6 protein-coding genes and 1 pseudogene are annotated in these 11722 nt (G+C 68.9%); 2 read left to right on the top strand and 5 right to left on the bottom strand.

The window, feature by feature from the left end:
- Positions 1-73: 73 nt before the first annotated feature.
- Entirely contained in the window at positions 74-595 is a 522-nt protein-coding gene (locus VGR06_RS21165; protein ID WP_327560854.1) for a hypothetical protein, read from the top strand.
- 93 nt (positions 596-688) lie between these two features.
- Here VGR06_RS21165 and VGR06_RS21160 read toward each other — a convergent pair whose 3' ends face one another.
- The 4 genes from VGR06_RS21160 to VGR06_RS21145 form a co-directional block, all read right to left on the bottom strand.
- On the bottom strand, positions 689-2299 hold the full coding sequence (locus tag VGR06_RS21160) for a hypothetical protein (protein ID WP_327560853.1): 1611 nt from the start codon (positions 2297-2299) through the stop codon (positions 689-691).
- Between the two features lie 8 nt (positions 2300-2307).
- Positions 2308-5163 carry an ATP-binding protein gene (locus VGR06_RS21155; protein WP_327560852.1) on the bottom strand — a complete coding sequence of 952 codons (2856 nt, stop codon included), beginning with the start codon at positions 5161-5163 and terminating at the stop codon, positions 2308-2310.
- A complete protein-coding gene (locus VGR06_RS21150) occupies positions 5160-7007 on the bottom strand; it encodes a hypothetical protein (protein ID WP_327560851.1) in 1848 nt (615 codons plus the stop codon). The genes VGR06_RS21155 and VGR06_RS21150 overlap by 4 nt, the downstream gene beginning before the upstream one ends.
- A 117-nt stretch (positions 7008-7124) precedes the next feature.
- Complete coding sequence (locus VGR06_RS21145; protein ID WP_327560850.1) at positions 7125-9677, bottom strand: M14 family zinc carboxypeptidase; 2553 nt, start codon at positions 9675-9677, stop codon at positions 7125-7127.
- A gap of 87 nt (positions 9678-9764) precedes the next feature.
- Here VGR06_RS21145 and lipA point away from each other — a divergent pair, with 87 nt between their 5' ends.
- Positions 9765-10766, top strand: coding sequence for a lipoyl synthase (lipA, locus tag VGR06_RS21140; RefSeq protein WP_327560849.1), 1002 nt, complete (start codon positions 9765-9767; stop codon positions 10764-10766).
- Positions 10767-11473: 707 nt separating this feature from the next.
- On the opposite strand, the pseudogene VGR06_RS21135 reads toward lipA, so the two are convergent.
- Positions 11474-11722 (bottom strand): annotated as a pseudogene (locus VGR06_RS21135) (hypothetical protein); the annotation flags it as partial.

Below are 11722 nucleotides of genomic sequence, written 5' to 3'. Positions count from 1 at the left end.
GGCTGTGTCGGACATACCGATGGTATGCCGCAAACCCGCGGTATGACCCAGGTCACGGAAACGAGGGGAAACCATGGGCTGGAACGACTTCTACCGCCGAAACGACGTGCTGAACGCCGTGGTCGAGCACGCCCGGCGCAACCCCGCGGCAACGCTGCCGTTTGACGAGATCCCCGAGGTCGCCGAGGTGTTCGACAGCCTGGCGGAACTGTTGCGTGCGCTGCACCACCGGTGGTTCATGGCACTGACCGGGCGGGTGGAGCTCGCTCTGGCCGAGGCCGAGCGGGATCCGGACGCCGATCCGGTCGAGGTTGTGTCGGCGGCTTGGCGGTCGACCGCCGCCTGGCACGACGTGCTCCGCCGACTGCTCGACACGAACGTCGATGAGCACCGGTCGGCCCTGCGCGCGGCGCTGGAAGGCGAGCAGCGGATGCTCGCGCTTGCCTCCGGGCTCGCGAAGCCGAACGAACCCAAGGACGAGATCACCCGCATCGGCGCGACCTACTTCACCCTGATGCGCAACGCGCCCGAGCGGACCGCCCGCCGCCGCAACCCCGTTGAACAACTACTGCGCCGCCTAGTGCCCTCCGCCTGAGGCAGATACGGCCCGATGAATGCCCCCTTCAGAGCGCTCAACGCCCCATATGAGGCATTCATCGCAGCCCCACCCCGGTCCCCGAGTCGGTGGTCACTTCTCATCCTCATTGCCTTCGTCCGCATCGGACGCCTCCGGCTCGGCCCGATTGTCACCCGTGTCCGCCGATTCATCCGGTGATCGATTTTCGCGGTGCCTCTTCCACTGATCCCACAATGCGGCACCGACCGCAATCGGCCCCGTGAATGGGTCTCCTGTTTGCCCAGTGGCACCCGTTGGCTCCGCGGCAGGTAGCGAGTGATCTTGGACGGTCGCGGTCCTCGACTCAGACGTTGGCACACCCGGATACACGACCTTGGATACGTACTCGGAAACTTTGTAACCCTCATTCACGGCGGTCTTGCCAACGCTCTCCTCCGCCTTGTCTCGTTCCGCCGGGTCCTCCTTCATCTCCTCACCACGGCCGGGCCGACGTTCTGGTGGAACGGGCGGATCTCCGCCAGGAGGCCTCGCCTCGGTCGTCCATTCCATCTTGCCGTCATCGCCTTGGCGGCCGACCGCAACAACTCTGCCTTCAGGCTCATTCCAAGGACCTCGAGCGGCCGCATCAGGCGGCTCGGTCCCCGTATCGTCATGGTCATTGCCGGCTGGAGGCCCGTCGTTGCTCGACTGATCATGATCATCGGGTGTCTGGTCGCTCGCGCTCATCGCCATCTCAGCGATCTCAGCAGCAGGGGTTTCATCGCCGTTGGTGGCCGAATCGTCCGGTTGGCTGTCCGCATCATCCTCAGTTCGCGGCGCGTCACCCAACGTCGACGGCGTGTGAAAAATTGGCGTATCACCCGGTTCAGCCGGGGACTGGAACGGCAAGGAACTGTCAGTGCTCTCCAGCGACTGCAGCCGCGGCGGAGAATCCATTTCGGCCTGCGCGAGAAACACCGGGGGCTTCCCTGCCTCGGTGAGTGCCATGGGGTCCGTGCTCGGAAGCTCGAGCGGCGCATCAGCAGTCCGAACGTCACTTCCAACTGACCACGGACCATCCCACCGTGGATCGCTTGGCCTCAGCTCCCGTTCCCGTTCAAAGTCCTCGGGCTCGTCCGGCTCGTCCGGCTCGTCCGGCTCGTCCGGTTCTTCGGGCTCCTCTGGCTCGTCTGGCTCCTCCGGCTCCTCGGGCTCCTCCGGTTCTTCGGGCTTGTCGGGCTCCTCCGGTTCTTCGGGCTCCTCGGGCTCCTCCGGCTCCTCGGGTTCTTCGGGCTCGTCCGGTTCTTCGGGCTCCTCGGGCTCGTCCGGTTCTTCGGGCTCGTCCGGTTCCTCCGGCTCCTCGGGCTCGTCCGGTTCCTCCGGCTCCTCAGGCTCCTCCGGTTCTTCGGGCTCGTCTGGCTCTTCGGGCTCGTCCGGCTCTTCGGATTCCTCGGGCTCCTCCGGCTCTTCCAGTTCCTCCGGTCCCTCGGGTTCCTCCTCCGATTCGTCCGGCTCCGCGGGCTCGTCCGACTCCTCCGGCCCACCGGGCTCGTCGGAATCCTCGGGGTCGGCGACCTCTTCGGAGTGGGGCGTTTCGGTGGAGTCGGAGGTGGACTCCGCCGGTTCTTCGTCGGATTCGGGGTCGGCGACTTCTTCGGTGTGGGCGCCGGCGTCCTCGGCGGATGTGTCGGTGGATTCGGTGCTTTCGGGCTTGGGCGGTGTTTCGGCAGTTTCGTCGCTCATGGCGTCCCCTACTTTTGCCTACCTACGCCGAGCACGCGTGAGGCCCAGGTTGTGCGGAGGTTCAGGTATTCAGTGGCTTGGGTGAAGCGGGCGATCGGGTCGGTTTCGCGGGCTAGTTTGTCCACGGCGGATTGGAAGGCAGGGGGTGTGTTGGCGCCGCGGATGGTGACCGCGCTGGCTTGCCAGAAGTCGGGGCGGAGGCGGAGGGCGGCGAGTTGTTCGGCCCGCGTGTTGCCGGGGAGGGTCAGGCCGCGGGAGGCCCAGCGGGGGGTGTCGGGGTGGGGGGCGTCGTCGTCGGTCTCGACCGGTTTCTTGAGGGCGACCATGACGTCGTACCAGCGGTAATTGGCGGCTTGCCAGGTGAACTCGTTGCCGTTGCAGGGGATGGGGGTTGCGGCGAGGGTGGCGTGGGCGCTAGCGGTCAGGTGGACGGCGAGGTCCTCGGGAGGATAGTGCTTGGCGAGGCCTAGGTAGCGGGAGTTGACGGCCTCTTGTATACGATGTGCGACGGCGCAGTCCAGGGTGCGGCGGTCGGTGAACCCGGCGTGTAGGGCGGCGATCCAGGTTGGATCCGGGTTGGGGGCGGGGCGGCCGGTGAGGTGGGCGACGGTGAGGAGTTCGATCCAGAGGATGAGTTTTGGGTCGGATGCCGAATAGACGGCATGGTTGAGTTCGCGGAGGGTGCAGGGGCGTTCGCGGCAGAGCGCGCCGCAGGTTACCGAGCGGTGGCGGGTGACGGGGGCGGCTTTGTCCACGCCGGTGGCGCTTTCCAGCGACTGGTGGGTGGGCACGGCTACGCGGATGGGGCGGTCCATGCCGTCGGTGAAGACGGCGGCTTTGCCCGGGGGAAGGGTTACCACGTGGCGGGACTGGGGGTCGCTGAGGTTCATGGTGGCGCCGACGGTGGCCCGGTCGTCAGCGGCGGGGAGGCGGTGGAGGATTTTGCAGGCGGTGTTCTTGACGACGTCGGGCACGATTTTGCTGGGAATCTGCTCGGCGACGATGATGCCTTCGCCGTAGGCGCGGATCTCGGCGAGCAAAGAGGTGAACAGCTCCACCGCGTGCGCCGCGGGGCTGCCGGGTTGCACGTTTTTGAGCAACCGGTGCGCCTCTTCCAGCACGGTCACGTGGCGCAGGCCGGCGGCGGGATGCAGGCGGAGGTACTCGAAGAGGCGGATCAGAACCGCACCGATGAAGAATGCCTTGTCGGCGTCGGAGCCGATGTCCTCGATTTCGAGGACGACGTGGCGTTTCAGCAGCGCGCCGATGTCGAGCGGGTGGCCGCCTTCGAAGAATCGGCCGGGGGTGCCCAGGCGGAGCGATCCGATGCGGACGTCGACGAAGCCGCGGATGTTGTCGGCGACCTCGCGGCCGTAGCCGATTCCTTCGACGACCCGTTTCGCCATCGACTGGAGATCGCCGAGGCTGGGGTATTTGGGCCGGCCGCCGGCGAGGCGGGCGTCGCCGGTGACCGGGTCCCAGCCGAGATCGGTGTAGCAGCGGGTCAGGGCGTGCGCGAGGACCTGGGGAAACGGTTCGTCGGCGTCGAACGCGGCCAGGAACAGCGCGCGGGTCAGGTCGAGATGGGTCTGCAGCGGGAAACCCGGTTCCGGCTCGAGGGGGTTGAGGCCGGCGGGGTAGATGTCGGGGTCGCCGGGGCGGATGACCGTCACGGGGTAATCGATTCGGCCGGCCATTCCGGCGTATTCGGCTTTGGCCGGCTCGATGACCAGCCACGGGATGCCGGCCTGGTGCAGTCCTTCCAGTAGGTAGCGCACGGTCTGAGATTTGCCGGAGCCGGTCGCCCCGGCCACGAACGTGTGGCGGTTGAGCGTGTCGAGGCTGACCCGGAACTCACCGATCGGCGCCTCGGCGTCGTCCAGGACCGAACCGAGGTGGATGTCGCCGTCGGACTCCGGGGTCAGGTCGAAATAGGGCGGTTCGACCATGCGCACGCCGGGCAGCTCGCGGCGTGGCGGGCGGGCGAGCGCCGCGACCAGCTCGCTGGTGGCGGTGAACGGAGACCGCGGTACGTCGGCCCCGGAATCGACGGCCTTCTCCCAGATCTCGGTGAGGCCGGCGAACTCGGTTCCGGGGGTGAGCACGTACGGCAGCGCGTCGAGGTCGCTCGCGCTGCACAGCAGGGCGGCGGCGCTGCGGACGCGGGCCTCGTCCGGCCCACCGACCAGCACGTGCACGGTCCAGGTGCCCGCCGTCCGCGCCCGGGACAGCTCGCGGTACCGGCCCTCCGCGCGCAGCACGCTCACCCGGTCCGGCTCGGAGGTCTCCCGCTGGCGCAGCCGCGGCAGCCTGGTCTCCAGGCTCAGCAGCTCCCGCTCGGCGGCCTCGGAGCTCAGTGGCTCGGCGATCACCAGCCAGGCGAACTCACCGGGAAGATGCGCGACGTAGTCGTCGAAACCGCCACGTCGCGGCGCTTCACCCGGGTCCGCCGGCCCTGGCGTCCACAGTGGATCCGGACCGCCTGGACACCGGATCCACACCGGGAGACCCGACCACTGCGCGCCGATCTCGGCCGGGTCCAGCTCGACACCAAGGCTGCCGGGCGGGTACAGGACCGGGACCGGACCGGCGGTCTCCCCGGGCCGGGCGGCCGGGAAGACGGGCCGGCCGCCGACCACGACCCGGATGCGCCGCCCGGCCAGCCGGTCCCAGGCCACGGCGATCGCGCCGTGCCGGCTGCCGAGCTCGGCGTGCGCCGCCGTCAGCGCGGCGAAGAGCTGGGCCGGCGCCCGCCCACCGTCCGCGGGTGGCCGGTCCGCGCCCGAGATCGGCGGCTCCGTGTCGACCCTGGGCACCACGGTGAGCTTGTGGAACCGGAAACCGTCGAAAAGGGACAGTCTCATGAGGACGGATACCCGGGACCCACCCGCTCGAGGAACGCGATGAAGGGGTTGCAGTCCCCGACGACCACCCGGCGGCTGGCGGGGCCTTCCTCGATCATCAGAAACGCCGTGGGGGCAAGCCCCTGAATGGTGGTCGGTTCGATGCTGTACTCGTAGACCCGGGACAGCGTCCCGCTTTCGTTCCTCGAGTCCGCGACCGACCTGTTCCACGAGTCCTGCCAGTTTTGCGCGCGGGTGGTCGTGTTCGCGCGGTTGCCGCTCCAGGTGGAGGAACCCGTGCTGCCCTGGGGGCCGCTGGAGAAACCACCGCCGACGGTGTACCCGCGCGTGTGCGACTCGCTCTTCGACTCACCGACGGAGCGCGACCAGCCACGGGTGGTCGTCTGGCCCTCCTGGATGGTCAGCGCGGAAATCTCGAACTTGTGCCCCCGACCGAAGTAGTCAGCCGCGGCCGAGGCTTCCGCCGCGTTGCCCAGCCGCATCACCAGGGCGACGCTGTCCGAACCGCCGAGGAGCTTCTGCAGGTCGTCGCGGAGATGCTCGAGCAGGAGCACCAGCTGCACACCGACCCGGCGCGCCTGCCGGGCCATCGCCTCGAGGCTCTCCAGCCCGACGTGATCAGCGCCCGCCACCACCAGCACCTGGCGCCCGCCCGGCCGCCGCATCCGCAGCTCGCACAGCGTGCGCTGGAAGACGGTCAGATCGAGCAGCTTCTTGCGTCGTTCGGCGGTCCCGTGCGTCGCCACCACCGACAGTCCCCGCACCGGCCACACCGCGCCGAAGCTCTCCGGTTCGACGATGCCGGCGGACCGCTCCTCGGCCACCAGTACGTCCAGCACCGCGGTCAGATTCAGCAGCTCGTTGTGCACCTGGTCGGTCGTGCCGACGGTGTCGATGGCGGAGTTGAGCTTCCGGAACTCGCTCGCCGTCAACACGGTCTCGGATTCGACGTCGTACACCCGGCGCAGCACCCGTAACCCGGCGTGCAGCCGGGTGAAGCTGGCCGACTTCTCCAATGTCTGCGCCACGACCAGAACCAGGTTCGAATGCAGCCCGCGAAGATCGGGGCTCATCGGCGAGGTCTGCAGCGTGTGGACGGTCTCGGCGACCACCTCGGCGATGTCGGCCGGGTCGAGGTCCTGGAGCAGGTTGACCTTGGGCAGGCACTCCGGCGCGTCCCGCATCTCCACCGGGTAGCCCCCGGCGATGGCGAGATCCACCAACTCGCTGGCCACCAGCCGCTCGGTGAAGTCCAGCACGAGCACCGACGAACCCAGCGCCATCGACGCGGCGCCGGCCGTGGTCAGCAGGCTCGCCCAGCCGTCGGACGTGCCACCGAAGACGTCGACCCGGCTGGGCCGCGAGGTCAGCCGCACCGGAATCCAGCGCATGGCCGCGGCGATCCGGGCGGCCTCATTCCGGTCATGCTCGGCAACCCGTTGCTGCCAGGCGGCGTACTCCCGGGCAAAGGCCTCGTCCACGCCCTTGTACCCGGACTCATATCTGGCCTTCGCCGACTTGAACCGGTTGCGGACCATGACGTACCGGCCGATCGTCAACCCCATCCCGACGAACAACACCGCTGAACCGATCCATGCTTTGTTCGGAATCAACGAGGCGAGCCCGGCGAGCCAGAGGGTCAGAATCCCGTAGCGAACCAGGCCTCGCCACGCCCGCTTGCTGTCCACCTCGAGCTGCGCGTAGTTCGCCGGGAGATAGACCTCCTGCCGAACCGGTGGAGTATTCGCCTCCGGGCTGAGCACGGCCCTTCCGGGAGCCAGGAACTCCCAGCCCCACCGTTCCTCCGGGACGAACAATCGTGGCCCCAGCAGCGGACCACCCATTGTTGGACGAATCCGCGGCGCGTCACTCCCCCATGGGCCCTGCATGCCGGTTCCCTCCGCCAGTGCACTGTCACAATCAGTATCCAGTCGACTCCGGCATACTACTTCAGCGAAACCTTAAGGCAGTTGACGGGCGACGCCCCAGTAGATGGCGCTGGCCACCTGGGCGTAGAGGCCCTTGGGGTGGGCTCGGAACAGCGGCTCGCTGCCGAACATGAGCACGTGTGCACCGCTGTCGTCCACACCGGAGACCACGAGCGGTTGGCCGGCGGCGGCCTCGCGGGCACCGGTGCCGTCGTCGTTGGGTAGCCAGTGCCCGGCCACGAGCGGGTTTCCGGTGGCGAAGCGCTGTTCCACGGTGACCCCGGCGCCGAGGTCGGTGAACCACTGGGGCGCGGAGACGAACGAGTTCGGCAGGCCGTCACCGCCGAGCACACCTGGCGCGTTGGTCACCGTGATCACCCCGCTGGCGTCCGGCCGTCCCGGCACGGCGTGCACGTCGAGCAGCCCGGCGTCGGCGTTGAACCGGGATCCGGTGGCGCCACGGGTGATCACGCCGCCGCCGCGGGCGAAGAACGCTCGCAGTGCCGCCTGCGCGTCCGGGGTGAGCTGGTCGAAGCGCAACCCCGAGGAGACCACCAGTACGTCCACTGTGGACAGGTTGAACCCGGCGTTGAGGATCGCGGTGGACATCGGGCGGACGTCGAAACCCATGTCCCGCAAGGCGAACAGCTCGTCGGCGGCCACCGCGGCGGCCAGCGTCGGGCGGCGCAGCACCGCACCTGGCTCGCCCGGCGGGGCGACCGTGAACCGCACCCCGTAGCGGTCCGCGACCTCGATCGCCGCCGCCCGCGCGGACGCCGGCACGATCACCGTCGCGTCGCCGCGGCGGTGCAGCTCGAACCCGCGGCCCAGCAGGTCGTTGACCGCCCGCGCGTCCTTGCCGTCCCGGATCCGGATCGCCAGGTCCCGCCCGGGAGCCGGGTCCACGCCGCCGGTCGGTGCCGCCGCCAGCACCGGCCGGCTGGGCACCCGGAGGTCGCCGCCGGAGATCACGTCCACCGAGGCGCCCCACAGCAGCCGGTGGCTCCAGCCGGCGATGTCGAACGTCACCGGCGCGTCGTGCGAGATGTCCCGGCCGGCCTCGAGCATCACGTTGGCCAGCGCCCGTTTCGCCTGGTGCATGTCCACCAGGTACGAGCCGGCCGGGTAGCTCCGGCCGGCGAGCCGGAAGTCCCGCTCGGCCTGGCGCACCCGGACGTCGTGCGCCACCAGGTGGTCGACCAGCCGGGCCGCGGCCACGGCCGAGCGCTGCGTGGCCCCGGCGGGGATCACGTACGCGCGCGGGAACGTCGTGGTGAACCGGTCCTCCGGGCCGAACCCGGGCACGAACCCGTCCGGCAGGAATCGTTGCGGCTCACCGGCCGCGCCCCGGCGGAAGATCTCGATCTGGTTGTCGATCAGCTCCACGGCGTGCTGGTCGAGGTAGTCCAGCGTGGTGCGCATGGTCGACTCGGACACCGCCGCGTTGATCGCCGCGCGCCGGCGCAGCTCCTCCACCGGCAGCGTGTCGTAGGCGGAGTTGTTGACCCGCAAGGGAATCTCGATGGTGTAGGAGACCGCGCCGTGGAACATCGAGTACTGCGCCGTGTAGATCGGCGCCCAGCCGTCCCACTCGCCCGGCGGGATGTCGCGGAACGGCACGATGGTGGCCTGCGCCTCGGGGAAGCCGAGCGCCTTGACCGCGGCCTCCATGCCGAGCCCGTTGGCCAGGCCGTGCCGGATGTAGAGGTCGAAGTCGTAGTTCTGGCCGTGCGGCGGGCCGGTCGGCTCGATCTGGGTGCCGGCGATGTAGCCGTGCAGGTCCAGCATCATCACCGGCTGGGTGGCCTCGACGATCTCCCGCATGGCGACGCCCTCCGGCTGCGAGGAGGTGACGAAGTCCCGGTTGAGGTCGAAACCGTTGGCGTTGACCCGGGTGCCGGCGTTGCGGCCGTCCGGGTTGGCGGTGATGTTGAAGTACAGCCGGTGCTCGGCCAGCAGGTGCCGGATGTTGGGGTCGTTGCTGGTGGCCAGGTCCTCGATCAGGTGCAGCGCCGCGTCGGTGCCCTCCCACTCGTTGCCGTGGATGTTGTTGTTGATCCACACCGGCGCCTTGTACCCGTGCTCGAGCCGCTTGTCGTGCGCGGCGCGGACCGGGTCGTCCTCGATCTCGGCGCGCCAGGCGTCCTGCTGCCGGGTCTCCGCGGACCGCTCCGGCGCGGTGAGCGTGACCAGGTACAGGTCGCGGCCCAGGGCGGACTGGCCGGCGACCTCGACCGAGACCCGGTCGCTGCGCCGCTGCAGGTCGTTGAGCCGGGGCGCGATCGCGTGGTACGGAACCAGCCCGAGCTTGATCGACTTGTCGGCGGCGTCCTCGGGGTAGACCCGCAGCTGGGTCCGGCGCGGGTAGCCGAACTTCGGCCCGGCCTGGTTCTCCCCGACGGCCGGCGCCACCCGGGCCGTGGGCGCGTCGGTGGCCGCGACCTCGTTGCGGTCCGGGCCGTTCGCCGGGTCCTCACCCTTGGTGATCCGCGGGGTCGGTGGCGGCTCGGCGGTCGCTGGAGGCGCGGCGACCACGGAGGTCAGCAGAATTGCGGGGAGCGCGAGAAGCCAGCGGGTTTTCACCACATGACGTGCCTAACCCGTGACGATGGGTGGCGTCAACAGGGGTCGTGTGAGCTAGGCCACCTAGGTACGGGGCGTAATGTTGCCGGTGTGACGGTCGTGCCGGAGGGACGGAGGCTGCTGCGCCTCGAGGTGCGCAACAGCCAGACGCCGATCGAGAAGAAGCCGCCGTGGATCAAGACCCGGGCGCGGATGGGCCCGGAGTACCGCGAGCTCAAGGCCCTGGTCCAGCGCGAGGGGCTGCACACGGTCTGCGAGGAGGCCGGCTGCCCCAACATCTTCGAGTGCTGGGAGGACCGCGAGGCCACCTTCCTGATCGGCGGCGACCAGTGCACCCGGCGCTGCGACTTCTGCCAGATCGACACCGGCCGCCCCGCCGAGCTGGACCGCGGCGAACCCCGCCGGGTCGCCGAATCCGTCCAGGCCATGGGCCTGCGCTACGCCACCGTCACCGGCGTCGCCCGCGACGATCTCGACGACGGCGGCGCCTGGCTCTACGCCGAGACCGTCCGCGAGATCCACTCGCTCAACCCCGGCACCGGCGTCGAGCTCCTCATCCCCGACTTCAACGCCGACCCCGACCAACTGGCCGAGGTCTTCGCCGCCCGCCCCGAGGTCCTCGCGCACAACCTGGAAACCGTCCCCCGCATCTTCAAGCAGATCCGCCCGGCCTTCCGCTACGAGCGCTCCCTGTCGGTCCTCACCGCTGCCCGCGCCGCCGGTCTCGTCACCAAGTCCAACATGATCCTCGGCATGGGCGAAACCCCCGACGAGGTCTCCGCCGCGCTCCAGGACCTGCGGGACGCCGGCTGCGAGATCATCACCATCACGCAGTACCTGCGGCCGTCCCTGCGCCACCACCCGGTCGACCGCTGGGTCAAACCCGAAGAGTTCCTGGCGCACAAGGAACACGCCGAGTCCCTCGGCTTCCCGGGCGTCATGGCCGGCCCCCTCGTCCGCTCCTCCTACCGCGCCGGCCGCCTCTACGCCGCCGCCATGACCCACCGCGGCGAACCGGTCCCCGAACCCCTCCGCCACCTCGCCGAAGCCGGCCCCGCCCACCAGGAAATCAGCTCCCTCCTCGGCCGTTAATGCAGCGAATGACGCGAGCAACTGCAGTCGTTGGGGGCTCCGGCATGGTTCGCGTCCGTGGGCTGTCGGCATATTTCCACTGCCACTATGACGTCGGCGAGCTTCCGGCACGAGCTAGTCAGGCTCTTCATCGCGGGAGGTCTTAGACAAGTCTCGACCAGTACTACGAACCCTGCGTCCAGTTATTGAACCCATGACGTCCGCCACCTTGTCACGTGTAGTTCTGTCAAGTGCTTTCATGTTCTCCCGATGACGTAGGTGAACCCTCCAGCCGTAGACAAAGAACGCGGACAACGCAAGAACCAGTACGACCGGCCACGGCAGGCCGGTCAATACAGCACTGGAAATCACAGAACCTGCCACGCCGAACTCCATCCATCGCGCGGCCTGACCTGTGTTCCGAGCGGTAACGGGCCGGAACTTCAGAGGGTTCACGCGAGGCGCCGAAGGTGTCTTGGCAGCAGGATACGCCCGCGCACAACGACGACGCTAGAAGCCTCAGCCACGTCCTTCTGACAGCTCGGGAACTTCAGAAACTTCAGTGAATGTCGGCTGAGATTTGCGCTAAGTTCAGGGTAAGTGCCGAGGCGTGCCGAGGAAAGGCGTGGAGGCCACAAATAGCTGTCAAATTATGACCACAACTCATGCATCACTCCGTGTTACACAGACAGTGTCGATAGTTGCCGTGCGTATGGGGGAACCGGCAATTAGCCGGCACCCAGCGCGCCGAGTGCGGCGGCGGCCACAGTGGACAGGCGGGCCCGGGCGGTCTGGTTGCTGGCGGACTGCTGCGATAGCAGCGCGACCGCGTAGTCCTTGCCGGTTCGGTCGCTGTGCACGACGCCCGCGCTGTGCAGGTAGACCGTCGACGGGCGGTAGTTCACCCAGCCCTGCTTGGCGTAGACCTGTGCCGACGCGCCGTGCAGGAGCAGGCCGAAGAACTGGTCGAAGCCGTC

It is taken from the genome of Actinophytocola sp. (genome assembly GCF_036002505.1).
Taxonomy (GTDB): Bacteria; Actinomycetota; Actinomycetes; order Mycobacteriales; family Pseudonocardiaceae; genus DASYTH01.
The sequence above is the reverse complement of the archived record's forward strand: the minus strand, read 5'-3'. Positions and strand labels throughout refer to the sequence as shown.

Excerpts from the sequence above, each read along its gene's own strand:
- VGR06_RS21165 (WP_327560854.1), top strand. The coding sequence starts at position 74 with ATGGGCTGGAACGACTTCTACCGCCGAAACGACGTGCTGAACGCCGTG.
- VGR06_RS21160 (WP_327560853.1), bottom strand. The coding sequence starts at position 2,299 with ATGAGCGACGAAACTGCCGAAACACCGCCCAAGCCCGAAAGCACCGAA.
- VGR06_RS21155 (WP_327560852.1), bottom strand. The coding sequence starts at position 5,163 with ATGAGACTGTCCCTTTTCGACGGTTTCCGGTTCCACAAGCTCACCGTG.
- VGR06_RS21150 (WP_327560851.1), bottom strand. The coding sequence starts at position 7,007 with ATGGGTGGTCCGCTGCTGGGGCCACGATTGTTCGTCCCGGAGGAACGG.